The following is a 26,012-nucleotide window of genomic DNA, read 5'->3' on the forward strand; positions in this document are numbered from 1 at the left end:
GGGACGGTCAGCCCGCCAGGCGGCGCAAGGAGCGGACGGACCAGGTGGTCGTGAGGGCGGCCAGGACGATGAAGAGGCCGAACGCGAGCGGCACCTCCACGGACCCCACCTCCCCCCGGAACAACGCCCGCCCAGCCTCAACGGCGTGGTAGAGCGGGTTGACGGGAGCGACGGCCTGCATCCAGTCGGGCGCGAAGGAGATGTCCAGGAAGAGCCCCGCCAGCAACATCACCGGCAGCATGAAGGTCTGGATGATGGACGACATGCCCTGCTCGTCCCGCACCGCCAACGCCAGGCCCTGGGAGAGGCTGGAGGCGAACAGGCCGGTGGCGGCCATGAGCAGCAGCATGAGCAGCAGTTCCAGGACCCCGATCCGCAGCCCCATGAGCGCGGCGACGATGAAGACGATGATCGCCTGGGTGACCAGGGTGAGCATGTCGCGGAAGACCCGCCCGAGGACGATGGCGGGCCGCCAGGCGGGGCTGACGGCGAGCCGTTCCAGGGAGCCGTTGCGGAGTTCGGCGATGAGGCCGAAGCCGGTGAACAGCGAGCCGAAGACGGCGATCATCATCAGCGCGGCCGGGGTGAAGGCGCGCAGCGCCTCCTCGGACGACCCGCCGTACAGCCCGGAGGTGAGCGGGGCGAACATGAGCAGGTAGAGCACCGGCTGCATGATGCCCAGCAGCAGCCAGACCGGGTTGCGGAAGGTCTTGGCCACCTCGTAGCGCAGGAAGAGCGTGGTGTCGCGGATCATGCGGCGGCTCCGGTGTCGCGAAGGGACCGGCCGGTCTTGGCCAGGAAGACGTCGTCGAGGGTGGCCCGGTCGAGCGAGATGGACTTGAGCTGCACGTTGCGCTCCTCCAGGGTGCGCAGGAGGGCGGGCAGGGTGTGCTCGCCGTCGTCCACGTACAGTCTGAGCAGGTCGTCGTCGACCCTGACCTCCTTCGTCATCGGCCGCAACGTCTCGGCGGCCTGCTCCAGGTCGTCGACGCGCAGGGTGATGACGTCGCCGGAGACCTCGCGCTTGAGCCCGGCAGGGGTGCCCTCGGCGACGATGACGCCGTGGTCGACGATCGCCAGCCGGTCGCAGAGGGCGTCCGCCTCGTCGAGGTAGTGGGTGCTCAGCAGGACGGTGGTGCCCTGTTCGCGGAGTTCGCCGATGCGGTCCCAGAGGTTGGCGCGGTTCTGCGGGTCGAGCCCGGTGGTGGGCTCGTCGAGGAAGAGCAGGGGCGGGCTGTGCACCAGCCCCAGGGCGATGGCGACGCGGCGCTGCTGGCCTCCGGAGAGGGTACGGCCGGGCCGGTCGGCGAACTCGGTGAGCTCGAACTGCTTGAGCACCCGGTCGGTGGCCGCCACCGCGTCCGGCACGCCGTGCAGGCGGGCGGCGAAGAGGATCTGCACGCGGGGCGAGGTCTGGTCGTCGACGCCGCCGGCCTGGCTGACGTAGCCGAGGTTGCGGCGGATCTTCGCCGGTTCCTTGAGCAGGTCGTGGCCGGTGATGGTGGCGCGGCCGGCGTCGGGGGTGATCAGCGTGGACAGCATGCGGATCGTGGTGGTCTTCCCGGCGCCGTTGGGGCCGAGCACGCCGAAGATCTCGCCGGGGGCGATCTCCAGGCTGACGCCCTTGACCGCTTCGACGGTCTGGGTGCCTTTACGGGATCTGGTGGTGAATGTCTTGCGCAGGTCGTGTGCGCTGATGATCATGCGGAGTTTCTCCTCAGGGGGGTCAGGGGAGCTCGCCGTTCTCGACCTTCTGCAACGCCTGCCGGCACCAGGCCAGCTGCGCTTCGAGCATTCCCTTGGTGAGAATCAGGTTCTCGTCCACGTGGCGGGGGGCGCCGTACCTCTGCTTGGTGCCGATGGCGCGTTCGATGGACGTGATGCCCAGCGTGAGCTGCTCGATCCGGCCGCGCAGCCCGTCGAGCAGGCTCGGCCGGTCCAGGCGGTCCATGAAGGTCAGCGCCACCTGGAACGGGTCCACGATCGGCTTGAGCTCGTACCAGATGGCCATCAGCAGCCGGAAAAATTCGTAGCGTCCGGTCTCGTTGAGCTGATAGACCGTTTTTCCGCCCCGTCCGCTTTCGACGATGTCGAGCAGGCCCTCGTCGGCCATCTTGCCCAGCCCGTGGTAGATCGAGCCGTAGGCCACGTTGGCCCAGCTGTCCGCGCCCATGATCTCCAGTTGCTGGCGCACCTGGTACCCGTTGCGCGGGCCGTCGAGAAGAGTGCCGAGGATCAGGACGCGGGTCGAAACCATGGCTCAAGTTTGTATTCAAATTTGAGCACACGTCAAGCGAATTAGGCTCCTGCCATGACTGAACGACCGATCGCGCTGGTCACGGGGGCTTCGCGGGGTGTGGGGGAGGCGCTGGCCCGGGCGCTCGCGCCGACGCACCGGCTGATCCTCGGGGGCCGCGACCGCACCTTGCTCGACCGCCTGGCCGCCGACCTGCCGGACGCCCGGCCCTGGCCCGTCGAGCTGACCGGGATCACCCCGGCCGACGTGGCCGGCATCGACCGCCTCGACCTGCTCGTGCACAGCGCGGGCGTAGTGACGCTCGGCCCGATGGCGGAGACCCCGGCCGAGGTCTGGCGGCGCACGATGGAGATCAACGTGGTCGCCGTCGCCGAGCTCACCCGGCTCCTGCTGCCCGCCCTGCGCGCCGCGCGCGGGCACGTGGTCTGCGTCAACTCCGGCGCAGGCCAGCGCGCCAACCCCGGCTGGGTGTCCTACGCGGCCAGCAAGTTCGCCCTGCGGGCCTTCGCCGACGGCCTCCGCCTGGAGGAGCCGGAGCTGCGCGTCACCACCGTCTACCCCGGCCGCATCGCCACCGACATGCAGCGCGGCGTGCGCGAGATGGAGGGCGGCGCGTTCGAGCCGGAGAAGTACCTCGACCCGGACACCGTCGCCCGGGCGATCGTCGCCGCGGTCACCGCCGGGCCCGACGCTCATCTCACCGAGCTCACGATCCGGCCTCGCGAGTGAATGGGTTCATTCACTAGAGTGTCCTCATGCTCGAAGACCTGGCGCACATCGGACGTGACCCGGCGACCGGCGGCTACCTCCGGGACTCCTGGTCCGCGGCGGACATGGAGCTGCGGGAGTGGTTCTGGGGCGAGGCCCGCCGCCGCGGCCTCGACGTGCGCGAAGACCGCAACGGCAACCTCTGGGCCTGGTGGGGCGACCCGTCCCGCCGCCCTGGCGTGGTCACCGGCAGCCACCTCGACTCGGTACGGCAGGGCGGCGCGTTCGACGGCCCGCTGGGCGTGGTCTCGGCCTTCGCCGCCCTCGACGTGCTGCGCGAGCGCGGCTTCGAGCCGTCGGCGCCGCTCGGCGTGGCCTGCTTCACCGACGAGGAGGGCGCCCGGTTCGGCGTGCCGTGCCTGGGGTCGCGGCTGCTGACCGGCGTGCTCGACCCCGCCCGCGCGCTCGCGCTCACCGACGACGCGGGGGAGTCGCTCGCCGAGGTGCTGCGGCGGCGGGGCCGCACGCCCGAGGGGCTGGGCGCCGACCCGGCCACCCTCGCCCACGTCGGTTCCTACGTCGAGCTCCACGTCGAGCAGGGGCGCGGCCTCGTCGACCTCGACGCGCCGGTCGGAGTGGCCAGCGCGATCTGGCCGCACGGGCGCTGGCGTTTCGACTTCCACGGCCAGGCCAACCACGCGGGCACCACCCGGCTCGAAGACCGGGACGACCCGATGCTGGCCTACGCGGCCAAGGTGCTGGCCGCCCGGGAAGCCGCGGTGCGGCACGGGATCGTCGCCACCTTCGGCAAGGTGCGGGTCTCGCCCAACAACGCCAACGCCGTGCCCGGCCTGGTCTCGGCCTGGCTCGACGCGCGCGGGGCCGGCGAGGAGGCGGTGCGCGCGCTGGTGGCTGAGCTGGCCGAGGGGGCCGACGTGCGGGAGGAGTCGTGGACGCCGATCGTCGAGTTCGAGCCGCTGCTGCGCGACCGCATCGCCGAAGCCGCGGCGCAGACCCCGGGGAGCGGGGCGGTGCCGGTGCTGGCGACCGGGGCCGGGCACGACGCGGGCATCCTCGCCGGGGCGGGCGTGCCGAGCGCGATGCTTTTCGTCCGCAACCCGACGGGTATCAGTCACTCTCCGGCCGAACACGCCGAGGCCGACGACTGCGCGGCCGGGGTGCGCGCGCTGGCGAACGTGCTCGAGGAGCTGTGCCGATGACGACCTACTGGTGCGAGTACGCCTGGCTGCCCGAAGGCCTGACCCGCAGCGTGCTGGTCGAGGTGGACGGCGAGCGGATCGCGCGGGTGACCCAGGGCGAGCCCGGGACCGCCACCCGGCTGGCCGGGCTGACCCTGCCCGGCCTGGCCAACGCGCACTCCCACGCCTTCCACCGGGCCCTGCGCGGCGCGACGCAGCGCGGCAAGGGCGACTTCTGGACCTGGCGCGACCAGATGTACGAGGTCGCCGCCAAGCTCGACCCCGAGTCCTACCTGCGGCTGGCCACGGCCGTCTACGCCGAGATGGCGCTGGCCGGGGTCACCTGCGTGGGCGAGTTCCACTACCTGCACCACGGGCCGGGCGGCGTGCCGTACGACGAGCCCAACGAGATGGGGCTCGCGCTGGTCGAGGCGGCGCGCGCCGCCGGGGTGCGCATCACGTTGCTCGACACCTGCTACTTGACCGGCGGGGTGGGCACCGCGCTGGCCGGGGCGCAGGTGCGTTTCGGCGACGGGAACGCCGAGCGGTGGGCGGTGCGGGCCGAGGGGCTGGCCTCCGCGCTGCGCGGGCGTTCCGGGGTGGTGGCCGGGGCGGCGATCCACTCGGTGCGCGCGGTGCCGCCGGAGCAGATGCCGACCGTCGCCGAGTTCTCCCATCACCATGCCGCGCCGCTGCACATGCACGTCTCCGAGCAGCGGGCCGAGAACGACGCCTGCGTCGAGCGGTACGCGGCCACGCCGGTGCAGCTCCTGCACGAGCACGGCGCGCTCGGCCCCCGGTCCACTGCGGTGCACGCGACGCACCTGACCGAGGTGGACGTGCAGCTCCTGGGGCAGTCGCGCACGTACGTGTGCATGTGTCCCACGACCGAGCGCGACCTCGCCGACGGGATCGGGCCCGCGCGCACGCTGTTCGAGCACGGGTCGCCGATCACGCTCGGCTCCGACAGCCACGCGGTCATCGACCTGTTCGAGGAGGCCAGGGCGGTCGAGCTGAACGAGCGGCTGGCCACCGAGCGGCGCGGCCACTGGCCGGCCGCCGACCTGCTGGCCGCCGCCACCTCGGCCGGGCACGCCTCGCTGGGCTTTCCCGACGCCGGGCTGCTGGTCGCGGGCGCGTGGGCCGACCTGGTGTCGGTCCGGCTCGATTCGGTCCGTACGGCAGGCGCCACCGGGGCCGAGGCGGCGGTCTTCGCGGCGGGTGCGGCGGACGTGCACTCGGTGGTCTCGTCCGGGCGGCGCATCGTCACCGACGGGCGGCACGTGCTGGGCGAGGTGGGCACCCTGCTGACCGACTCGATCGCCGCCCTGAGATGAGCGGGCCGGTGGAGGAGATGGGTGCGCTCGGCGTGGGCGGGCGTGCGGAGCTGATGGGAGCAGCCGGGTGAGCGAGTTCGTGGACACTTCGACCTTCGGGGCGCGCAGCGTCCTGGTCGACAACATCGGCCTGCTCTACACGGGCGACCCCGCGCGGGAGGAGATCCCCGACGCGGCCCTGGTGATCCAGGACGGCCAGGTCGCCTGGGTCGGCCCGTCCGGCGAGGCGCCCGACGCCGACGACCGGGTGGACGTCCAGGGCGCCGGGGTCATCCCCGGGTTCGTGGACAGCCACGCCCACCTCGTCTTCGCGGGCGACCGCACGGCGGAGTTCAACGCCCGCATGTCCGGCCAGGCCTACACCGCCGGGGGCATCCGCACCACGGTCGCCGCGACCCGGGCCGCCTCCCGCGAGACGCTGACCGGCCGCATGCACGACCTGGTCGCCGAGATGCGGGCGCAGGGCACGACCACCGTCGAGATCAAGAGCGGCTACGGCCTGACCGTGGAGGACGAGCGGCGCTCGCTGGAGTACGCGCGGGAGGTGACCGAGGAGACGACCTTCCTCGGGGCGCACGTGGTCCCGGCGGACATGGCGGCCGACGATTACGTCCGGCTTGTCACGGGTGAGATGCTCGCGGCGTGCGCGCCGTACGCGAAGTGGGTTGATGTCTTTTGTGAACGAGGCGCATTTGATGGCGACCAAACCCGCGAAATCCTGACGTCCGGGATTAAAGCTGGACTTTTGCCGAGAATTCATGCCAATCAACTCACAGAAGGCCCGGGTGTCCAGCTCGCGGTCGAGCTCGACGCCGCCTCGGCCGACCACTGCACCCACCTCACCGACGCCGACGTCGAGGCGCTGGCCTCGGGAAACACCGTCGCGACGCTGCTGCCGGGCGCCGAGTTCTCCACCCGCTCGCCCTACCCCGACGCCCGCCGCCTCATCGACGCCGGAGCCGTCGTCGCCATCGCCACCGACTGCAATCCCGGCTCTTCCTTCACCTCGTCCATGCCGTTCTGCGTGGCACTCGCCGTACGTGAGATGCGCATGACGCCGCTGGAGGCCATCCGCGCCGCGACGTACGGCGGAGCCCGCGCACTACGTCGGGACGACGTCGGCGTGCTCCGCCCCGGAGCCCGCGCCGACCTCGTCGTTCTCGACGCGCCCTCCTATGTTCACCTTGCGTATCGCCCCGGAGTACCGCTTATTCGCACGGTTTTCTCCTCCTAAAGGAGGAGGAACAAAACCATCCCAACGGCGTACTGCTTTAGGGAATCTTTGCCACGGGTCACGCGTTGCCGGGGTATAGAACGCAGCCTGCGGAAGAGGTGCCTGGGGATGGCAAGGCCTACGGGGAGTCGCACGCAGGAGCAGGCGGTCGCGGATCGAGATCTGCTGGGGACCTACCTGGCGGAGATCGGGCGGGTACCGCTGCTCAGCGCGGAGGAGGAGGTCGAGCTCGCCAAGCGGATCGAGGCGGGCCTCTTCGCCGAGCAGCTACTCGATCGGGGCGGCAACGAACCCAAGATCGGTGACGCGAGCGACGAGGAGCTCAACGCCCTGGCCATATCCGGGCAACGGGCCAAGGACGAGTTCATCCAGTCCAACCTGCGACTGGTCGTCGCGGTCGCGCGCAAGTACTCCGGTCGCGGGATGCCGCTCATCGACCTGGTCCAGGAGGGGAACCTGGGCCTGGTGCGCGCGGTGGAGAAGTTCGACTACCGGCGGGGATACAAGTTCTCGACGTACGCGACGTGGTGGATCCGGCAGTCCGTCGGGCGGGCCATCCACGAGCAGGCCCGGCCGGTCCGGCTGCCCACGCACGCCGGGGAGCAGATGACCCGGCTCATGCGGGTGCGGCGGGACATGCTCGCCGAGTTCGACGTCGAGCCGACCGACGAGGACCTCTCCAAGGTGCTCGAGCTGCCCATCGAGCGGGTGCGGGAGCTGCGGCGCTGGGCGTCCGACCCGGTTTCGCTGCAGCTCGGGGTGGGGGACGAGGACGAGACCGAGCTGGGCGACATGATCGCCGACGAGACGTGGGCCGACCCCGAGCAGCAGGCGATCGACATCCTCGAACGGGAGCGGCTCGACGAGTGGCTCACCGGGCTGGAGCGCGACACCAGCGAGATGTTGCGGTGGCGGTACGGGCTGGTGGACGGGCGGGAGCACACCTTGACCGAGGTGGGCGAGCGGTACGGCATCGGGCGGGACCGGGCTCGGCGGATCGAGCGGGACGCGCTGGCACGGCTTCGGAAGATGGCCACCTCTGCTGCTTGACCCTTCCACCTGTTGACCCTTTTCACCTGCTCTCACTGACGACCCGGCCGCTCGCATCGGCCGGGTCGTTCTGCGTGGAGGTGGATTCGGGGGAGAACACGAGGTGGCGGGCGCGGCCTCAGGGAGGGTCGAGGGGGTCGGCGGGGGGATTCCGGGGGCTTGGGCGGGGAGCTCCTGAATTGGTGGGAGAGGCCGGCTCGTAGGATCCGGGGATGCGGGTGGAGGAGATTCGGCGGTATCCGATCAAGTCGATGCTCGGGGAGAGCCTGGCCGGCAGTGAGGTGACGGCCCAGGGGCTGGCGGGGGATCGGGCGAGGGCGGTGCTGGATGTGGCCACCGGCAAGGTCGCCAGCGCCAAGCACCCCCGGCTGTGGCGGGACCTGCTCGGCCTCCACGGGACGCAGGAGCACGATGACGCGAGCCTGTCGGCGGTGCTGGGCCGGCAGGTACGGCTGATCGCCACCCCGCCGGAGAACGCCGAGCTGGAGAAGGCCGACCCCGAGGAAGTGCTGGCCCGGGAGGCCGACCTGGAGAGCCGGCCCGAAATGAGACTGGCTCGGGAGGGCGGGCCCGAAAGGGGGCTGGCTCGGGAGGGCGGGTCCACAGAGGGGCCGGCTCGGGAGGCTGATGACGTGACGGTCAGGGTGGGCCGGTTGGGTGGGGCGGCGCCGGGGACGTTCTTCGACTTCGCGCCCGTCCACCTGATCACCACCTCGACGCTCACCGCCCTGGGCGGGATGGAGGCGGTCCGGTACCGGCCGAACCTGGTGATCGGGGGCGCGGCCGAGGGGTTCCCGGAGAACGGGTGGGTCGGGCGGGAGGTGGGTGTGGGGGCGGAGGTCGTGCTGGAGGTCATCGTGGTGAGCCCCCGGTGCGTGGTGCCCACCCTGGCCCACGGGGACCTGCCGAAGGATAGGGAGGCGTTGCGCCGCCCGGCGGAACGTAACCGGGTGCCGGTGTTCGACCTGGGAGAGCTGCCGTGCGCCGGGGCCTACGCCAAGGTCCTGCGGCCGGGGACGATCCGCACCGGCGACCCGGTCGCCCTCCTGACCTGACCCACCCCGATAGCGGGGGAACCGTCCTGAGCCGGTTCCCCGCCAAGGGTCAGGCCAGGTGCTTCTGGAGGTCGTCGAGGATCTTGCCCGCAGCGGTGACCCCGATGCCGAGCATCCACACCTCGTCGTCCACGTTGTGCTTGACCGCCTTGAGGTTCTGCCACAGCGGCCCCGCGGTGACCGCCGCCTGCGACTCCTCGGCCGCCTTGCCGTACGCGCTGTAGAAGAGCACGTCCCCGTCGGCCAGCGCGAGGTTCTCGGCGGAGAGCTTGCCGAAGCGCTTGTCCTCCTGGTTGGCGAGGAGCTGTGCCTCGGGCCGGGGCACCCCGGCGTCCCCGAGGACGATGCCGCTGAAGGACTCGGGCCCGTACATCCGGATCTCGGTCGGCATGAACCGGACGATGCTCGCCTTCTTGGTGGTCTTGATCGTCTTGGCCCGGGCCTCGTAGTCGGCGAGGAGCTTGGTGGCCTCGCCCTTCTTCCCCAGCGCCTCGGCGTCGAGGAGGAAGTTCTCCTTCCAGGTGATCCCCACCTTCTCGGTGAACACCGTGGGGGCGATCTTGGAGAGCTTGTCGTAGAAGGCGGCCTGCCGGAACTTGGTGCCCAGGATCAGGTCCGGCTTCAGCGCCATGATCGCTTCGAGGTTGGGCGCCTGGAGGGTGCCGACCGCCTTGGTGGCGTCGAGCGAGGAGCCGAGGTAGGCCGGCCACTTCTGGTTCTCGGCGGCCTGGGCGGCCCCGACCGGGGTGAGGCCGAGGGTGACCATGGTGTCGAGCTTGTCGGTGTCGAGCACGACGACCCGCTTGGGCGAGGCGGGGACCTGGGTGGAGCCCATGGCGTGCTTGACGGTCGGCCCGTCGGCGGTAGCCGTACCCCCCGAGGAGCAGGCGGTGAGGGCGAGGACGGGCAGCAGGGCCAGGGCGGCCGAGCGCAGGCGCATGGGGAGACTTCCTTGATCACGAAACTAAGGCAACCCTAAGTTTAACCGCATCCAGGTTTAGTGAGCTGTCCGAAACACCCGCGAAACACCCTCCCGGGGAGATTCACCAGCGCGAAACACACCTGGTCGTGGCCCGAAACGGCGGAAGAACACAGTTCGGTGCATCGTCAGATGCGCAGCCGGTCAACGGAGTCCGGGCGGCGCCGCAATGGACAAGCCCAACCTAAGGAGGGTCGCGTCGATGATCGACGGCGGCACTACCGCCTGGATGCTCGTGTGCACCGCCCTGGTGCTGCTGATGACTCCGGGCCTCGCGTTCTTCTACGGTGGCATGACCCGGGCCAAGAGCGTGCTCAACATGATGATGATGTCGTTCGCGAGCATCATCGTGGTGACCATCGCGTGGGTCATGTACGGCTACTCCCTGGCCTTCGACTCCTCGGAAGGCTTCCTCAACAACCTGGTCGGCGGTCTCGACTACCTGGGCCTGTCGGGCGTCTTCAACGCCGTCTACGAGAACCTGATCGTCGAGGACGCGGCCAAGCAGATCACCGCCGAGATGGCCGCGGCCGACAACTTCCCGCTGATGGTCTTCTCCGCCTTCCAGCTCACCTTCGCCATCATCACCGTCGCGCTGATCAGCGGCGCCATCGCCGACCGGGCGAAGTTCGGGGCGTGGGTGCTGTTCGCCCTGGTGTGGGTGACGGTCGTGTACTTCCCGGTCGCGCACTGGGTGTGGGGCGGCGGCTGGCTGGGCCAGCTCGGCATCGAGGACTTCGCCGGCGGCACGGTGGTGCACATCAACGCCGGAGCCGCGGCCCTCGCGCTCGCCCTGGTCCTGGGCAAGCGCAAGGGCTGGGGCAAGGAGCCGATGCGCCCGCACAACCTGACCCTGGTGCTGCTCGGCACCGGCCTGCTGTGGTTCGGCTGGTTCGGCTTCAACGCCGGCTCGGAGCTGGCCCCCGACCAGACCGCGGGCCTGGCCTTCATGAACACCCAGATCGCCACCGCCGTCGCCGCGGGCGCCTGGATCGTCGTGGAGAAGCTGCGTGACCGCCACTCCACCACGCTGGGCGTCGCCTCCGGCGCGGTCGCCGGCCTGGTCGCCATCACCCCGGCCTGCGGCTTCGTGGACCCCTGGGCCGCCGTGGTCATCGGCCTGCTGGCCGGCGTCGCCTGCTGCTACGCGGTGGGGCTGAAGAACCGGCTCGGCTTCGACGACTCGCTCGACGTGGTCGGCGTGCACCTCGTCGGCGGCGTGATCGGCGCGGTCGCCCTCGGCTTCGTCGCCGCCTACCCCTTCCTGCCCGGCCAGAACAAGGGCGTCCTGATCGAGGGCGGCCAGTGGAGCCAGGTCGGCCTGCAGATCCTCGGCCCGGTCGCGGTCGGCGTGTACTCCTTCGTGGTCTCCTGGGTGCTGGGCAAGCTCATCGACAAGACGATGGGCTTCCGCATCCCGGAGGAGGCCGAGGTGGCGGGCATCGACATCACCACCCACGCCGAGACCGGCTACGACCTGGGCAGTGTGCACGCCTCCGGCGTGATCTCCGCCAACGCCCCCGTGATCGCTGCCAAGAAGGTGGACGCATGAGACTGATCACCGCCGTCATCAAGCCGTTCAAGCTCGACGACGTCAAGGCCGCCCTGGAGCAGTTCGGGGTCAAGGGCATGACGGTCAGCGAGGCCAGCGGGTACGGCAGGCAGAAGGGCCACACCGAGGTCTACCGAGGCGCGGAGTACCAGGTCGACCTGGTGCCGAAGGTCCGCCTGGAGGTGCTGGCGGAGGAGGACGACGCCGAGGAGGTCATCGACGTCATCGTGAAGGCCGCCCAGACCGGCAAGATCGGCGACGGCAAGGTCTGGTCGGTGCCCGTGGACACGGTGATCCGCGTGCGCACCGGTGAGCGCGGACCCGGAGCGCTCTAGCGGTGCGGGGCTTCGCCGCGGCCCGCCGCGAGCGGGCCGCGGAGATCGACCGCTGGCTCAAGGACCTGCTCGGTACGGCTGGCGGCACCGCCCGGCTCGCGCTGGTCGCCGTGGGCAGCCTGGGCCGGGCGGAACCGGCCCCCGGCAGCGATCTCGACCTGGTCCTGCTGCACGACGGCGAGCCCGGCATCGCCAGGATCGCCGACCGCGTCTGGTACCCCGTCTGGGACTCCGGCATCGGCCTCGACCACTCGGTCCGCACCGTGGCCGAGGCGGTCGAGGTGGCCAGGAACGACCTGAAGGCGGTGCTCGGCCTCATCCAGGCCCGGCACGTGGCCGGCGACCCCGACCTGACCAGGAGCGTGCGCGAGGCGGTGCTGGCCGAGTGGCGGGCCGACTCGCGCCGCCGGCTCGGCGAGCTGCGCGAGGCGGCCGGCCGGCGGGCCGAGCACGCCGGGGAGCTCGCCTTCCTCCTGGAGCCCGACCTGCGCGACTGCCGGGGCGGCCTGCGCGACTTCCAGGCGATGCAGGCCGTGGCCGCCGCCTGGGTCGCCTCCGCGCCCGGGCCGCGGGTGCGGGAGGCGCACGAGGTCGTCCTCGACGTCCGGCACGCGTTGCACGAGGTCACCGGCCGCGGCGCCGACCGGCTGGTGCTGCAGGAGCAGGAGGCCGTGGCCGCGACGCTCGGCCTGCTGGACGCCGACGCGCTGATGCGCCGGGTGTCGGAGGCGGGCCGGACCGTCGCGCACGCCTTCGACCTCACCTGGCGCAGCGTCGACCGCCTGGTCTCGGGACCGGCGCCGCGCGGTCGCCGCCCGCTGGCCGACGGGGTCGTCGAGCACGGCGGCGAGGTGGTGCTGGCCCGTGGGGTCAACCCGGCCAAGGATCCGGTCCTGCTGCTGCGGGCCGCCGCCGCGGCGGCCGAGGCGGGGCTGCCGCTGTCCCCGGTGACCGTCGCGACGCTCGCCGCCCAGGCGCCGCCGCTGCCGGTGCCGTGGCCCGCCGAGGCGCGGGACGCGCTGGTGGCGCTGCTCGGCGCGGGCCGGGCCGCGGTGCCGGTCTGGGAGGAGCTCGACCAGGCGGGCGTGCTGGTGAAGCTGCTGCCCGAGTGGGAGAGCGTGCGGCACCGGCCGCAGCGCAACCCGATCCACCGCTTCACCGTGGACCGCCATCTGATCGAGACGGCCGCCAACGCCGCCGCCCACACCCGGGAGGTGCCGCGGCCCGACCTGCTGCTGATCGGCGCGCTCCTGCACGACATCGGCAAGGGCGGGCCGGGCGACCACTCGGTCGGCGGCGCCGTGGTGGTGCGCGACCTCGCCGCCCGTCTCGGCCTGCCCGCCGCCGACGCCGATCTGCTGGCCGGGCTGGTCCGCCACCATCTGCTGCTGCCGGAGACCGCCACCCGCCGCGACCTGGACGACCCGGTCACCATCGAGAAGGTCGCCGCCGCGGTCGGCTCGCGCGAGCTGCTCGACCTGCTGGCCGCGCTGGCCGTCGCCGACGGGCTGGCGACCGGGCCCGCCGCCTGGAACTCGTGGAAGGCCGGGCTCGTCGCCGAGCTGGTCCGCCGCGTGCGCTCGGTGCTGGCCGGCTCGCCGCCGCCCAGGGCGCCCGTGCTCTCCCCGGCCCAGGCCGCGCTGGCCCGGCACGGCGGGGGAGCGGTGCGGGTGAACGGCGCCGGCGTCACCGTCGTCGCGCCCGACCGGCCCGGCCTGCTGTGGAGCGCTGCGGGCGTGCTGGCCGCGCATCACCTGGTCGTCAGGTCCGCCTCGGCGGCCTCGGCCGGCTCCACCGCCGTCCTGGAGTTCTCCGTCATCCCCGAGTACGGCTCGCCGCCCGACCCCGCCACGCTGGAGGCGGATCTGCGGCTGGTGCTCGCCGGGCGGCTCGACATCGAGCAGCGGCTGGCTCGCCGTACCAGAGCCATGAGACCTGCTCGCGTCCCCGTGGCCCCGCCGCGGGTGCGGCTCCTTGACGACGCGTCTGCCACAGCGACAGTTGTCGAGGTCAGAGCGCATGACCGACCTGGACTTTTGTGGCGCATCGGGCGTGCGTTTGGGGATTGCGGGCTTGACGTGAAAGCTGCTCATGTGGAGACTCTGGGCGCGGAGGCGGTTGACGTCTTCTATGTGGTGGATCGCGCCGGGCGCCCCCTCAGCGATGACGTGCAACGCCGCGCGGTGCGTGATCAGGTGCTTGCCGCTTTGCGATAACCGGACATGCACAGTCTGTGGTCACATTTGTAACAATTGTGTCTGTTTTGCCTGGTCATCGACGTCCGGCGGATACCTTGTGGACGACCTATGACCCGTCTTTTGCGACGGGATGACCGAGGGGTAGCGAACAGCGGTGACAACGCGTAACAACGTGCCAGACCCAGGCACACGCAGGGAGGCGCCGGACGCGGGCAAGTTTGACGCCCGCGGCGGCCGGGCCGCCCGGCGAGACCGCCAAAAGCGGTCGTTGCCACGGTTCGCGCTGCGCAACTGGCGCGTACGGTGGCGCCTCACGGCTCTCATCCTGGTGCCCACGATCGCCGGTGTCACCCTCGCCGGTGCGCGCGTGGTCACCTCCGTCGAGAGCGTCGGCGACTACACCCGGCTGGCGACCGCCGCCGAGCAGGCCGGACACATCCGCGACCTCCTCCAGTCGATCGGACTGGAGCGTGACACGGCGGGCTGGTACTACCTGTCGCGGAACAACGACAAGCTCCAGGAGCACGTCCAGAACCGGGAGAAGGAGACCGACCGCAACGCGAAGGTCGTCCTCGCCGACCTGGCCACGATCGACTCCAGCTACGGGGTCCGCGCCGAGGCGCGCGCCCGCCTCGCCGCCGCCTCCGTCCGCGGCCTGTCGACCGTCCGCAAGGAGAAGCTGACCGCCCGCTACAGCGGCATGGTGGAGAACCTGCTGGCCCTGCACGAGGAGCTCACGCTGCTCACCCAGGACTCCAAGACGGTCGGCCTGCTGCGCGGGCTGAGCGAGCTGGCGCGGGCCAAGGAAGCCATCTCCGAGCAGCGCATCCTCCTTCTCCAGACGGCCTACCAGAAGTCCGCGGTCACCGCGCTCCAGGTCGAGGACTTCATCGCCCTGCGCGCCCAGCAGCGCGCGGCCATGATCGCCTTCGGCTCCGAAGCCGGTCCGGAGTTCGCCAAGGAACTCCAGGACGCCCTGAACGAGCAGCGCTACTACCGGTCGGAACTGACCAAGGGTCGTGCCATCACCATGGCAGACGGCGGCCCGAAGATCCAATCGAGGCTGATCTCGGACAGGGCCGAGGGCATCAGCGAGTGGTTCAACGACAACTCCTGGGCCATCGACCAGATCCGCGGCAAGGTCGAGACGAAGGCCGCCGCCCAGGCCCTCCTGCGCGCCAACCAGCTGCGCGAGGCCGAGGTCCGCAACGCGATCCTCGCCGGCGCCGCGATCCTCGTCCTGCTGCTGCTCGTCCTGGTCCTGACCGTGCTCATCGCCCGGTCGATGGTCACCCCGCTGCGCCGCCTGCGCTCGGAGGCCCTGGAGATCGCCGGCATCCGGCTGCCCGACGTGGTGCGCACGCTGCGCGTCTCGGGCGACTCCAACCCGCCCGACATCCTGCCGATCCCGATCGAGGGCAAGGACGAGATCGGCGAAGTGGCGCAGGCCTTCGACGAGGTCCACCGCCAGGCCGTCCGCCTGGCCGCCGAGGAGGCCGAGCTGCGCGGCAACATCAGCGCGATGTTCGTCAACCTCTCCCGCCGCACCCAGACCCTGGTCGAGCGGCAGATCTCGCTGATCGACGGCCTGGAGAAGGGCGAGCAGGACGGCGCCCGGCTGGCCGACCTGTTCAAGCTCGACCACCTCGCCACCCGCATGCGGCGCAACTCCGAGAACCTCCTGGTCCTCGCCGGCCACGAACCGGCCCGCCGCCGCAGCCAGCCCGCCCGCCTCGTCGACGTCGTCCGCGCGGCGCTGTCGGAGGTCGAGGACTACGAGCGCGTCCAGGTGCGCGTGCACCGCGCCACCATGGTGGTCGGCAGCGCCGCCAACGACCTCGTCCACCTCGTCGCCGAGCTGGTCGAGAACGCCGTGCAGTTCTCCCCGAAGAACTCCCAGGTCGTCGTCACCTCCAGCATCATCGAAGGCGGCGGCGCGCTGGTGTCGGTCAGCGACTCCGGCATCAGCATGACCGAGGACGAGCTCGCCGAGGCCAACCGCCGCCTGGCCGAGCCGCCCGTCGTCGACGTCTCTGTCTCCCGCCGCATGGGCCTGTTCGTGGTCGGCCGCCTGGCCCTGCGCCACGGCATCCGCGTCCAGCTCCGCAAGGGCGAGGGCAGCGGCCTGATCGCGATGATCCTGCTGCCGCCGTCGCTCATCCCGGATGCCGGCCAGCCGCCCGTGCCGCAGCGTCCCGCCTTCGGCGGCAGCGCCAACGCCGCCCCGGCCGCGCAGAACGGCTTCCAGTCCTTCCCGAGCGGCGACTGGGACACCACCGGCTCCTCCGGGCTCACCAGCGGCCGGCAGGGCCTCGGCTCCTTCACCGCCGACCCCGCCCAGGCCTTCCCGCAGCCGCCGTCCGGACCGTTCGCGCCCGGCTCGCACCCGTCCTTTCCCAGCAACCCGGGCAACTACCCGAGCCTGGACAACGCCGCCTTCCCCAGCCTGGACAGCTCGTCCTTCCCGAGCTTCCCCAGCGGGGACAACCCGGTGCGCCGCGAGCAGCAGCCGCCGCAGACCGGCTCCTACCCGGGCTACCCGCAGGCGGAGGGCAACGGCCTGCCGCGCCGCGACGGCGGAGCGTTCCCGAGCGGCGACACCGGCGCCTTCGGCAGCCGCGACACCGGATCGTTCGGCCGTGACACCGGCGCCTTCGGCGGCGGGGGCGCGTTCGGCAGCCGGGACAACGGCTTCCCCAGCGGCGACAACGGCGCGGGACCGCTCCCGAGCAGGGACGGCTCGCTCCCCGGCCGCGACAGCGGGGCGTTCGCCGCCCCGCACTACACCAGCGACCTGCAGCGCCCGGCCACCCCGTCGGTGGAGTTCTCGTCGATGGAGCCGGAGCAGGAGGAGTACCTCCCGATCTTCGCCTCGGTGGAGTCGGCCTGGTTCCGCCGGCCCGACGCCTCCCAGGAGCCGGCTCCGCGCAAGGCCGCCGAGCCGGCCGCCGAAGAGGCCGCGGCGCCTGCCGTACCGGCCGGTGACGCCTGGCGCACCCCCGCCGACGCCGGCTGGCGTGCGGCGGCGGCGGCCAGCGACCCCAGCCTCGGCGGCGTGACCCAGGCCGGGCTCCCGCGCCGAACGCCGAAGGCGAACCTGGTGCCCGGCACGGCCGCGGCCCAGCCGGCACAACCACAGGCGCCGGTCCCGCCGGCGCCGCCGGTCTCGGCGGACCGGATCCGCAACCGTATGTCCAGCTTCCAGCAGGGCGTCCGGCGCGGCCGGGCCGAGCTGAACGAGCAGGAGGACCAAGCGTGAGCGAGCTTGCCGGGCGACAGGCCCGGCACAGCATCACTGCGGGCACGCTTACGACCAAGGAGGAAGAGTGACGACCCTCAGCCATGAGGCGCATCGGTTCGACTGGCTGATCACCGACTTCGTGCGCAACACCCCTGGTGTCGCCCACGCCGTGGTGGTCTCGGCCGACGGACTCTGCCTGGCCTCGTCGGAGGGCTTCCCCCCGGACCGGGCCGACCAGCTGGCGGCGGTCTCGGCGGGACTGCTCTCGCTCACCGTGGGCGCTTCGCGCGTTTTCGAGGGCGGGGCGGTGACGCAGACCGTGGTGGAGATGCAGCGCGGCCTGCTGCTGGTGATGGCGATCAGCGACGGTTCGGTGCTGACGGTCCTGGCCGCGCCCGACTGCGACATGGGGCTGGTGGCCTACCAGATGACGTTGCTGGTGGACCGGGCCGGCCAGGCGCTGACCCCGGCCCTGCGCGCGGAACTGCAAGCCGCCAGGACCCGGTGATGTGATGGTGTACGGCGCCGACGGTTCGGGGGACGAGGAGCCCCTGTTCCGTCCGTATGCGGTGACGGGCGGCCGGTCGGAGCCTCGCTACCACCTGGCCATGGAGACGCTGGTCTCCTCGATGTCCATCCCGGACGACGAGCTCGCCCTGCTCACCCCCGAGCAGGAAGCCATCATGCAGCTATGCCGTACCTTCCGCTCCGTGGCGGAGATCTCAGCGCTGCTGCGGGTCCCGCTCGGGGTGGCGCGCGTGCTGATCGCCGACATGTCGGACGAAGGTCTCGTCCGGCTCCACCAGCCGCGCCTGGAACAAGGTCAGCCAGACCTCAACATGCTCGAAAGGGTGCTCAGTGGACTTCGCAGGCTCTAGCCCCGGGCTGACGTCGACGAAGATCGTCGTCGCCGGCGGCTTCGGCGTCGGGAAGACGACGTTCGTGGGCGCCGTGTCCGAGATCCTCCCGCTCACCACCGAAGCGGTCATGACCGATGCCTCCGCGGGCATCGACGACCTCGGTATGACGCCGAACAAGCAGACCACCACGGTGGCCATGGACTTCGGCCGGTTGTCGCTCGACCGGGACCTGATCCTGTACCTGTTCGGCACGCCCGGGCAGCACCGGTTCTGGTTCATGTGGGACGACCTGGTCCGTGGCGCCATCGGCGCGGTCGTGCTGGTCGACACCCGGCGGCTGGCCGACAGCTTCCCGGCGATCGACTACTTCGAAGAGGCCAAGCTGCCGTTCGTCATCGCGATCAACGGCTGGGACGGCACCTTCGCCCACGCCGAGAACGAGGTGCGCGAGGCGCTCGCGCTGGCCCCGCACGTGCCGATCGTGCGGACCGACGCGCGCCACCGCGACGCGGTCAAGCAGACGCTGATCACGCTGGTCGAGCACGTCGTCCGCATCCGCGCGGCGTACGGCACGCCGGCCTGACCCGCGGCGGAAGGCTCGTGACCCCCTGCCCGGCCCGCCAGGAAAACCGGTTGGCGGCGCCGGGCCGGGTGGTGACACTGTCGGAATGTTCTCCGACGCCGACGTAGCGGCTCTCTACGACCAGCTCGCCCCCTGGGACCCCGCCCGCGCCGAGTGCGCCTTCGTGACGGAACACGTCCTGGCCGCTTCGGACGTGCTCGACGTGGGCTGCGGCACCGGCAGCCTGCTGCAGGACGCCCGCGAGCGCGGCCACACCGGCCGGCTGACCGGCGTCGACCCCGACCCGGCGATGCTGGACCGCGCCCGGCGGCATCCGGGCGTCGAATGGGTGGCGGGCAAGGCGGCCGACCTCGGCTGGACGGCCGAGTTCGACCTGGCGACCATGACCAGCAACGCCTTCCAGTGCCTGATCACCGACGCCGACCTGCGCGCCTCCCTGCGCGCGATCCACACCGCCCTGCGGCCCGGCGGGCGCTTCGTCTTCGGCACCCGCCACCCCCAGGCCCGCGCCTGGACCGGCTGGCACCCGGGCAACGCCTCCGACGTCGAGACCGCCGACGGCCGCAAGCTGCGGATGTGGCACGAGGCCGAAATGGGAGCGGGCGGCGTCGTCGCGCTGAGCGAGACCACCGCGACGCCCGACGGCACCGTGCTCCGGGTCGACCGGGCCGAGCTGCGCTTCCTCGACCCCGCCGAGCTCAACGCCTTCCTGGCCGAGGCCGGGTACGTGATCGAGGCGCAGTACGGCGACTGGGTCCGCGGGCCTCTTACCGACGACTCCCGGGAGATCATCACCGTGGCGCTGCGGCCTTAAGAGGGACGGAAGGAAACCGTAAGGCGACCCCGGCAGAGTGAGGGACATCGGAAAGCACGGCCCCCACCACGAAAGAGACGGCGATCATGCGTAAGTTCAAGCTCCAGGTCCAGGTCACCGCCGACGGCTACATGGCCGGCCCGAACGGCGAGATGGACTGGATGACCTTCCCCTGGACCGACGACCTCAACGCCTACCTCGACGCGCTGACCAAGCCGGTCGACCTCATCGTCCTGGGCCGCAAGCTGGCCGAGGGCTTCATCCCCACCTGGGCCGCCGCGCCCGAGGGCGAGGACGAGGCGACGGTCGCCTGGATGAACGAGACCCCGAAGGTCGTCGTCTCCAGCACGCTCACCGAGTCGCCGTGGGAGAACGCGACCGTCGCCGGCGGCGACCTGGCCGAGGCGATCAACGAGCTGAAGGCGCGGCCGGGCGGCGACATGATCGCCTACGGCGGCGGCACCTTCGTGGCCAACCTGATCGCCGCCGGGCTGCTGGACGACCTGCACCTGCTGGTCAACCCGACCGCGATCGGCTCGGGCATGCCGGTCTTCCCGGCCGGCGCCCACCACCGGATGGAGCTGGTGGAGGCGCGGCCGTTCGAGTGCGGGATCGTCGCCCTGCACTACCGACCCAAGCGCTAGCGCCCGTGCGGCGGGTGCAGGGCCGGTCCCGAGGGTGCCGGCCGATGGGACGCGAAAGGGGCCCGGACCGGCTGCCCGGGCCCCTGGTCAGGCGTCAGCCCCTGCGCCACCAGCGCCGCAGGCGCCAGCCGCCGCGCACGATGCCCCAGCCACCGCCGATGCCGGCGCCCCACTTGGCGCCGTTCAGCCAGGCGTTGCCGCAGCCGGACCAGGTCCGCTTGCGGTAGCAGCCGTAGGAACCGTAGGCCACCGCGCCGACGAAGCCGCCACGGCTGAACCAGCGGCGACCGCTGCTGGCCCAGCGCTTGAGCGTCCTGCCGGCCTGGCCCCGCTTGCCCCACTGCTTCTTGCCCCAGCGCCAGCCGCTCTTGCCCCAGCCCCACGCCTTGCGGCCCCAGGAGCCAGCCCGCGAGCACCAGCGCAGGCAGGCCGCGATGGCCGGGATCCAGAATGCCTTGCCGTCCAGGTCGGTGCAGTTGACCGGGTCGCCCGCGCAGTACTCGTAGGCGTTGGCGCTGCCGCCGGTCACCGGGTCGATCTGCAGGAAGCGGCCCAGGGCCGGCGAGTAGAGCCGCACGCCCATCAGGACGACCCCGTCGAGCGTCTCGGCCGAGCGCTGCTTGCCGCCCAGCCAGCCGTACCGCCTGGGCTCGGAGCGGGAGACGCCGAACTCGTCGGCGTCCACCACCGTGGCGGTCAGCGTGGCCAGGTCGAGCTCGGTGGCCACGTCGCCGTGCAGGGAGGTGAGCTGGAGGCGCACCTGCCCGTCGCGGCCGGTCAGGGCGGCCAGGTTGCCGTCCATGCCGTTGACGTTGCGGGTGACGCCGCCGTCGGCCTCGGCCACCCAGGACGGGGTGTCGCCCTCGCCGTCGTAGTGGTTGACGGTCGTTCCGGCCGGGCCGGTGAACGAGCGGATCCGGTCGGCCGCGTCGAGGGTCCAGGTCATCGTGCGCTCGCCCACGGTCTGCTTGTGGACGAAGTCGTTGACGTGGTACTCGAAGGTGCTGCCCGGCAGGGCGGTGGTCCGGCCGAGCTGGTCGTAGGCGATGCCCTCGCCGGTGAGCCGGTCGGCCGCGTCGTAGGCGTAGCCGGTCTCGGTGACCTTCCCCTCGCAGTCCTCGGCCGCGAGCTTGGTGCGGTTGGTGTTGGCGTCGAAGGAGTAGGTGCGCTTCTCGCAGCCCTCGGTGACCGAGGTCAGGCGGCCGGCCTTGTCGTAGCCGTAGCTCCGCCGGCCGTCGCGCAGCCGCTGGCCGTGCGCCGAGACCTCCACCTGCTCGGCCAGGAGCGGCTCCTCCTGCCCGTCGCGGGTGTAGACGCGGGACAGGTCGGTGCCCCGCTCGTCGTCCTCGACCGCCAGGTGCAGGCCGCCCGGCAGGTCGCCGCCGGCGAAGCCGCCGTCGGCGTCGTAGCGGGCGGTGAAGGCGCCGGCCACCGAGTCCGTCACCGACGTGGCCAGGCCGCGCGGCTCGGCCGCGTGGTCGTAGGCGTACACGACGGTGGACGGCAGGCTGTCGGACACCTTCGTGGTACGGCCCAGCAGGTCGTACTCCGTGGTGGTCACCGCGCCGTCGGCGTCGGTGTAGGAGATCGTCTGCCCGAGCAGGTCGTAGCCCGTCGCCACGCGTTCGGTGACGTTGCCCTGCGCGTCGAGCCGCCGGCGCTCCAGCACCTTGCCGGTGGTGCTGGAGTAGACGACGCCGGAGACCGGCACCTGCTGCCCGACGCCGCCGGTGATCCACGAGGTCAGCGGCCGGTCGGCCGCGTCGTAGCCGGTGTGGGTCGTCCTGGTCACGCCGCCGGCGCTCTCCGCCACGGTCAGCGGGCTGCCGAAGCGGGTGTAGGTGGTGGTCTTGACCGGGGTCTGCGTGCCGCTCTCCGGAGCGATCCGGCAGACCAGGCCGGCCCAGGCGGGCTTGCCGCCGCAGGGCGCGGCGCCGGTCGCGGTGTAGTAGGTGGTGAGCAGGGTGGCGCCCGCGTTGCCGCGCGGCAGGGTCGTCCGGATGGCCCGGCCCTCGGCGTCGTAGGACGTCGTGGTGGTCAGGTTCAGCCCGCCCGGGTCCTTCACGATCTTGGTGGGCTGGCCGAGCTTCCAGTCGTACTCGGTCACCGTGACGCGCACGTCGGTGTCGCTCGCCGCGCCCGGCGCACGGGCTCCGACGCTCTCCTTGGTGACGAGGTTCTTGGTCGCGGCGTCGGCCGGGCGGCCTTCGTCGTAGACCTTGACCGTGTGCAGCCTGGCCGGCTCGGCGCCGATCAGGTGCAGCGGGCCGTACTCCTCCAGCTCGCGCTGGCCCTCCTCGTCGTAGATCGAGCGGGTCGAGAGCAGTTCGGCTCGCTCGGCCGTACCGAGGGCGGAGATGCCCAGGTCGTCCAGGCGCGGGGCGCTCCCGAGCGCCAACTCCAGGTTGGCCGCGCCGAGCTCGCGCACGGTGTTGCCGAACTTGTCGTGCTCGGTCACCGACAGGTGCCCGCCGGGGGTGAGGGTGTTGACCTCGCGCCCGCTGGCGTCCAGGTAGTGCACGGTCGCGCGGGCCCAGCCGGAGCCGGGCCTCTGGTCGGGCGGGAGGATCGCGGTGGCGTCGGTCGGGTTGTTGCGCTGGCCCCAGACCGCGGTGTGCTGCGGCTTGAGGTCGGCGGGACCGCCCGACGCCTTGTCCAGCGGCACGTCGTACACGATCGAGGTGCGGGCCTCGCCCTCGACCTGGTCGGCCGTGCCCGCGCGCAGGCCCGGCCTGGACACGTGCTGCAGCCGGCCCTCGGCGTCGTAGGCGTAGGTCCAGGGCAGCTCGCCCGGCGGGGTGAGCCGCACGATCCGGCCGGCGGCGTCGTAGGCGTAGGTGGTCTTGAGCGCGGGCGTGACGCGCGGGTCCCACGCCTCGATCAGGCGGCGCGAGGCGTCGTAGGCGTACTGCGCCACGGCCACGGGCGTGCCCGAGTCGTGGAAGAGCACCTTGCCCACGCGGTCACCCTCGTAGACCAGCTCCAGCACGCGGCAGCCGGGCTTGGGCGAGGGCAGCGCGCAGTCGACCGCCAGGTCGGCCACCGCGCCGGTGGGCGCGATGATCGCCTTGAGCCGGTCGGCCTCGTAGACGTAGCGCGTGACGTTGTTCGCGCCGGGCGGCGTGGTGGTCGCCGGGCGGAAGAGCGTCGAGCCGGCCGGCTTGGTGAAGGTGGTCACCACGCCGTCGGCGTCCTTGAGCGTGTAGGCGCCGGTGAGCGTGAGCTCCTCCGCGCCCTCCTCCGGCTTCCAGCCCGAGCCGGTCCTGGTGAACTGGATCGGGCTGCCGTCGGCCAGGGTGAGCTCTACCGAGCTGGCCGAGGTCTCGGTCAGCGAGGTGTACTCCGACTCGGCCACCTCCGAGACGCCGCCCGCCGACCACTCCGGCCCGAAGGGCGAGGTGGTCTTGCCGAGCTTGGGGTCACGCGAGGAGGCGGTGCGCGACAGCGCCAGGCCGAACAGCTCGGCCTCGGACTCCTCCAGGCGGAAGTCGCCGGTCAGCAGGTTGACCGTGCCGGAGCCGAGCTCCTCGGTGGCCGCGCCGCTGGCCTGCCGGTCGGCGACCACGTCGGTGGCCACCGTCGGCGAGGTCGCGCCGGAGGCGTTGCCGAAGACCGCCCGCACCTGCACGGCGCCGTCGCCGCCGAGCTGGTCGACCAGGTTCCAGGTGAGCCCGGAGACGGTCGCCGTGGCGCCGCTGACCGTGGCCGCCACCGGCCAGGCCGTCAACGGCCGGCCGTCGGCGCCCAGCACCTGGGCGGGCGGGATGGCGGCCCACGGGTCGGTCTCGGCCCGCCGCCACTCGAAGGTGACCCGGTCGTACTGGCTGCGGGCGCTGGCCGACAGCTCGGTACGGCGGGCCGTACGCTCGCCGTCGGCGGGCGCGGCGACGTTCCCGGCGCCCACGTTGAAGGTGTAGACCGCCGGGGCGGAGGCGTTGCCCGCCGGGTCGATGGTCTGCACGCTCACCGTGTGCTCGCCCGGCGTGGCCGGGGTGACGCTGAAGGTCTTGGCCGCGCCGGTGGTCGCCACGCGGGTGGTCGGGCCCTCGTCGAGGCGGTAGGCCAGCCACGCGGTGTCGGTGTTGCCCGGGGTGGCGGTGAAGGTCGCCGCCTTGCCGGGGTCGCCGTGCCAGCCCGTGTCGGGGTGGGTGGAGCTGGTCACCGAGGGCGCGGGCGGCTTGGCGGTGTCGACGCGGATGACCTTGTCGACGTACTCCTTGGAGTTGAGCGAGCCGTCGTTGGTCCAGCCGCGCACGGTGTAGGTGTGGCCGTTGACCAGCTTGCCGGCCGGGATGGCGGCGGAGCTGGAGAAGCCGCCGCTGCCGACGTAGGCGCCGTAGATGTCCTTGATCACAAGGTTGCCGCCCTCGCGGATCTCGAACCGGCCGCGCACGTTGCCGCCGTCCTGGTCACCGACGTGTGCCCGGAGCTGCGGGGTCGTGGTGGTGGTCCACATCGTGGTGCCGGCGACGGTGTGCGGGGAGACCCACACCGACTGCGGCTTGGTCGGGTAGGAGTTGTAGGTGACCGAGATGTAGGGCACGTGGCTCGTGGCGTTGCCGGAGTTGAAGCGCTTCCACGAGTAGGGGTCGCTCTCGTTCGAGGCGCGCAGGCCCATGCCCGACTCGCTCCAGCCCTGGTCGGCCCAGTGCTGCACGAGCGAGGTCACGTTGGCGCCCACCCAGCCGTCGGCGCAGCCGGAGCTGTGGCCCTTGGTCTGGCTGGAGGTGGCGTACTTGGCGGCCATGGTCGGCCCGGGGTAGCGGCTGGCGGTCGTGGCCTGGTTGGCCGACCAGACCTCCCAGCTCCGCGCCTCGCACGACCAGGAGTGGAAGTTCCACAGGTTGAGCGTGGCCGACAGGATGCGCTTGCCGCTGATGCCGGGCGTCTTCCACGTGATGAAGGAGCGGGCGATCTGGCCGCTGCCGTTGTTGCCCAGCTTGAGCTCGGTCGAGCCGGACATGTCGGTGCCGTAGCCCTGCTGGACGAAGGTGTCGAACACCTGGCCCAGGTTGAGCGTGGGGTCGACGGTGACCGGGTAGACGGTCGCCGGATCCGAGAGGAAGGCCGGATCCGGCGTGATCACCAGGTCGTTGCCGCGCACCCGCATGTCCACCGCGCCGCGGCGCAGGTGGTCGCCGGAGCCGGGGTCGACCTGGGCGTCCCACATGACCGGCGCGGGCACGGTCACGGTCACCTTGTTGCGGCGGTCGAGCAGTTCGACGCCGCCGTCGGCGGCCTGGCGGAGCTTCATGCCGGGCGCCTTGAGCCGCAGCCGGTAGGTCAGCGGCGTGGCGGGCCGCTCCTTGACCACGACGAACTGCTCGGCGCCGGTGCGGGTGGCGGTGATGACCACGTCGGCGGTGCCGAGCGCGGCCGGGTAGGTGACGGTGTCGCCGGAGACCTGCGGCGCGGGCAGCGGCCCCGGCCACTGCAGCGTCACCGGGCCGAGCGTGACCAGGTCGGTCGCGGTGCGGTCGGGCTTGCCGCCGATGCGCAGGTCGCGCTGGTGGGAGCGGACCGCGACGCTCTGGTCGTCCTGCTTGACCAGGGTGGGGTCGAGGGTGACCCAGGCTTCGCCCTCCCGCTGGCGGATCGGTCCAGAAAACGTTTCCACCGTGAGCGTGCCGTCAGGGTTGGCGTAGGTCGAGCTGGTCTCCGAGCGGGCGGCCTCGATCTCCACCCGCTTGCCGGTGAGCCGGGCGCTGAGCAGGGCGGAGGCCTCGTCCGGCGCGGTGGGGCCGGGCGGCGCCGCCGAGGGGTCGACGAGCGCGGGGTCGGGGGCGGGGGGCGGGGTTAAGGTGACTCTCGCTTGCGCCGGCTGCGCTTCCACGATCGCGAGGATCATGAAGACGCTCAGCGCCGCGGCGATCCTGCGCGCGGCCGGCTGGAACCGGCCCACGCGAGAACTGCCAGGAACCACGGGGTTCTCCGATCACGAGTGCGGTGAATTGCGCCGTGATCGT

20 protein-coding genes are annotated in these 26,012 nt (G+C 72.0%); 15 read left to right on the forward strand and 5 right to left on the reverse strand.

The features are described from left to right. Positions 1-7 precede the first annotated feature (7 nt). The 3 genes from AB0I67_RS05450 to AB0I67_RS05460 are packed head-to-tail and all read right to left on the reverse strand — an operon-like array spanning position 8 to position 2,257. Positions 8-754, reverse strand: a complete 747-nt coding sequence (locus AB0I67_RS05450) for an ABC transporter permease (protein ID WP_357917958.1) — start codon at positions 752-754, stop codon at positions 8-10. Next, positions 751-1,704, reverse strand: a complete 954-nt coding sequence (locus AB0I67_RS05455) for an ATP-binding cassette domain-containing protein (protein ID WP_357917961.1) — start codon at positions 1,702-1,704, stop codon at positions 751-753. The genes AB0I67_RS05450 and AB0I67_RS05455 overlap by 4 nt, the downstream gene beginning before the upstream one ends. Before the next feature lie 22 nt (positions 1,705-1,726). Further along, positions 1,727-2,257, reverse strand: coding sequence for a PadR family transcriptional regulator (locus AB0I67_RS05460; protein WP_357917964.1), 531 nt, complete (start codon positions 2,255-2,257; stop codon positions 1,727-1,729). Between the two features lie 54 nt (positions 2,258-2,311). Between AB0I67_RS05460 and AB0I67_RS05465 the strand changes: the two genes are divergently transcribed. The 6 genes from AB0I67_RS05465 to AB0I67_RS05490 all read left to right on the forward strand — a co-directional run bounded on the left by AB0I67_RS05465 (position 2,312) and on the right by AB0I67_RS05490 (position 8,840). Then, positions 2,312-2,986 (forward strand): SDR family oxidoreductase, encoded by a 675-nt coding sequence (locus AB0I67_RS05465; protein ID WP_357917966.1) that lies wholly within the window; start codon positions 2,312-2,314, stop codon positions 2,984-2,986. 26 nt (positions 2,987-3,012) lie between these two features. Further along, positions 3,013-4,185: an allantoate amidohydrolase gene (locus AB0I67_RS05470; RefSeq protein WP_357917969.1), complete on the forward strand. Its 1,173-nt coding sequence runs from the start codon at positions 3,013-3,015 to the stop codon at positions 4,183-4,185. After that, complete coding sequence (locus AB0I67_RS05475; protein WP_357917972.1) at positions 4,182-5,501, forward strand: formimidoylglutamate deiminase; 1,320 nt, start codon at positions 4,182-4,184, stop codon at positions 5,499-5,501. The genes AB0I67_RS05470 and AB0I67_RS05475 overlap by 4 nt, the downstream gene beginning before the upstream one ends. 67 nt (positions 5,502-5,568) lie before the next feature. After that, complete coding sequence (hutI, locus tag AB0I67_RS05480; protein WP_357917975.1) at positions 5,569-6,735, forward strand: imidazolonepropionase; 1,167 nt, start codon at positions 5,569-5,571, stop codon at positions 6,733-6,735. Positions 6,736-6,843: 108 nt separating this feature from the next. Continuing rightward, positions 6,844-7,785, forward strand: a complete 942-nt coding sequence (locus AB0I67_RS05485) for a sigma-70 family RNA polymerase sigma factor (RefSeq protein ID WP_357917978.1) — start codon at positions 6,844-6,846, stop codon at positions 7,783-7,785. Between the two features lie 212 nt (positions 7,786-7,997). Then, positions 7,998-8,840, forward strand: coding sequence for an MOSC N-terminal beta barrel domain-containing protein (locus AB0I67_RS05490; protein ID WP_357917981.1), 843 nt, complete (start codon positions 7,998-8,000; stop codon positions 8,838-8,840). Between the two features lie 49 nt (positions 8,841-8,889). Here the strand turns inward: AB0I67_RS05490 and AB0I67_RS05495 are convergent, their stop codons facing one another. Continuing rightward, on the reverse strand, positions 8,890-9,780 hold the full coding sequence (locus AB0I67_RS05495) for an iron-siderophore ABC transporter substrate-binding protein (RefSeq protein ID WP_357917984.1): 891 nt from the start codon (positions 9,778-9,780) through the stop codon (positions 8,890-8,892). Between the two features lie 241 nt (positions 9,781-10,021). On the opposite strand from AB0I67_RS05495, the gene AB0I67_RS05500 reads away from it, so the two are divergent. The 9 genes from AB0I67_RS05500 (at position 10,022) to AB0I67_RS05540 (ending at position 20,046) form a co-directional block, all read left to right on the forward strand. Continuing rightward, entirely contained in the window at positions 10,022-11,371 is a 1,350-nt protein-coding gene (locus AB0I67_RS05500) for an ammonium transporter (protein WP_357917987.1), read from the forward strand. Next, the gene (locus AB0I67_RS05505) at positions 11,368-11,706 is read left to right on the forward strand and encodes a P-II family nitrogen regulator (RefSeq protein WP_357917989.1); all 339 of its coding nucleotides are present in this window, start codon (positions 11,368-11,370) and stop codon (positions 11,704-11,706) included. Before AB0I67_RS05500 ends, AB0I67_RS05505 begins: the two co-directional genes overlap by 4 nt. Before the next feature lie 2 nt (positions 11,707-11,708). Beyond that, on the forward strand, positions 11,709-13,922 hold the full coding sequence (locus AB0I67_RS05510; RefSeq protein WP_357917991.1) for a [protein-PII] uridylyltransferase: 2,214 nt from the start codon (positions 11,709-11,711) through the stop codon (positions 13,920-13,922). 250 nt (positions 13,923-14,172) lie between these two features. Then, positions 14,173-17,163, forward strand: coding sequence for a nitrate- and nitrite sensing domain-containing protein (locus AB0I67_RS05515; RefSeq protein WP_357917994.1), 2,991 nt, complete (start codon positions 14,173-14,175; stop codon positions 17,161-17,163). A 67-nt stretch (positions 17,164-17,230) separates the two neighbouring features. Further along, complete coding sequence (locus AB0I67_RS05520) at positions 17,231-17,653, forward strand: roadblock/LC7 domain-containing protein (protein ID WP_084961465.1); 423 nt, start codon at positions 17,231-17,233, stop codon at positions 17,651-17,653. 4 nt (positions 17,654-17,657) lie between these two features. Continuing rightward, positions 17,658-18,023: a DUF742 domain-containing protein gene (locus AB0I67_RS05525; protein ID WP_357918392.1), complete on the forward strand. Its 366-nt coding sequence runs from the start codon at positions 17,658-17,660 to the stop codon at positions 18,021-18,023. Next, on the forward strand, positions 18,004-18,588 hold the full coding sequence (locus AB0I67_RS05530) for an ATP/GTP-binding protein (RefSeq protein WP_357917997.1): 585 nt from the start codon (positions 18,004-18,006) through the stop codon (positions 18,586-18,588). The genes AB0I67_RS05525 and AB0I67_RS05530 overlap by 20 nt, the downstream gene beginning before the upstream one ends. Positions 18,589-18,673: 85 nt before the next feature. Continuing rightward, positions 18,674-19,402, forward strand: coding sequence for a class I SAM-dependent methyltransferase (locus AB0I67_RS05535; protein ID WP_357918000.1), 729 nt, complete (start codon positions 18,674-18,676; stop codon positions 19,400-19,402). Positions 19,403-19,488: 86 nt separating this feature from the next. Further along, positions 19,489-20,046 (forward strand): dihydrofolate reductase family protein, encoded by a 558-nt coding sequence (locus AB0I67_RS05540; protein ID WP_357918002.1) that lies wholly within the window; start codon positions 19,489-19,491, stop codon positions 20,044-20,046. 94 nt (positions 20,047-20,140) lie between these two features. Here AB0I67_RS05540 and AB0I67_RS05545 read toward each other — a convergent pair whose 3' ends face one another. Further along, positions 20,141-25,948, reverse strand: a complete 5,808-nt coding sequence (locus AB0I67_RS05545) for a DNRLRE domain-containing protein (RefSeq protein ID WP_357918005.1) — start codon at positions 25,946-25,948, stop codon at positions 20,141-20,143. Positions 25,949-26,012: the final 64 nt, after the last annotated feature.

The sequence above is a fragment of the Nonomuraea sp. NPDC050310 genome, assembly GCF_040655795.1.
Classification (GTDB): domain Bacteria; phylum Actinomycetota; class Actinomycetes; order Streptosporangiales; family Streptosporangiaceae; genus Nonomuraea.

What these genes read in the sequence shown, in the direction of transcription:
- AB0I67_RS05495 (WP_357917984.1), bottom strand. Translation starts at nt 9,780, where the DNA reads ATGCGCCTGCGCTCGGCCGCCCTGGCCCTGCTGCCCGTCCTCGCCCTC.
- AB0I67_RS05475 (WP_357917972.1), top strand. Translation starts at nt 4,182, where the DNA reads ATGACGACCTACTGGTGCGAGTACGCCTGGCTGCCCGAAGGCCTGACC.
- AB0I67_RS05505 (WP_357917989.1), top strand. Translation starts at nt 11,368, where the DNA reads ATGAGACTGATCACCGCCGTCATCAAGCCGTTCAAGCTCGACGACGTC.
- AB0I67_RS05465 (WP_357917966.1), top strand. Translation starts at nt 2,312, where the DNA reads ATGACTGAACGACCGATCGCGCTGGTCACGGGGGCTTCGCGGGGTGTG.
- AB0I67_RS05490 (WP_357917981.1), top strand. Translation starts at nt 7,998, where the DNA reads ATGCGGGTGGAGGAGATTCGGCGGTATCCGATCAAGTCGATGCTCGGG.
- AB0I67_RS05525 (WP_357918392.1), top strand. Translation starts at nt 17,658, where the DNA reads ATGGTGTACGGCGCCGACGGTTCGGGGGACGAGGAGCCCCTGTTCCGT.
- AB0I67_RS05485 (WP_357917978.1), top strand. Translation starts at nt 6,844, where the DNA reads ATGGCAAGGCCTACGGGGAGTCGCACGCAGGAGCAGGCGGTCGCGGAT.
- AB0I67_RS05450 (WP_357917958.1), bottom strand. Translation starts at nt 754, where the DNA reads ATGATCCGCGACACCACGCTCTTCCTGCGCTACGAGGTGGCCAAGACC.
- AB0I67_RS05455 (WP_357917961.1), bottom strand. Translation starts at nt 1,704, where the DNA reads ATGATCATCAGCGCACACGACCTGCGCAAGACATTCACCACCAGATCC.
- AB0I67_RS05535 (WP_357918000.1), top strand. Translation starts at nt 18,674, where the DNA reads ATGTTCTCCGACGCCGACGTAGCGGCTCTCTACGACCAGCTCGCCCCC.
- AB0I67_RS05470 (WP_357917969.1), top strand. Translation starts at nt 3,013, where the DNA reads ATGCTCGAAGACCTGGCGCACATCGGACGTGACCCGGCGACCGGCGGC.
- AB0I67_RS05540 (WP_357918002.1), top strand. Translation starts at nt 19,489, where the DNA reads ATGCGTAAGTTCAAGCTCCAGGTCCAGGTCACCGCCGACGGCTACATG.
- AB0I67_RS05460 (WP_357917964.1), bottom strand. Translation starts at nt 2,257, where the DNA reads ATGGTTTCGACCCGCGTCCTGATCCTCGGCACTCTTCTCGACGGCCCG.
- AB0I67_RS05500 (WP_357917987.1), top strand. Translation starts at nt 10,022, where the DNA reads ATGATCGACGGCGGCACTACCGCCTGGATGCTCGTGTGCACCGCCCTG.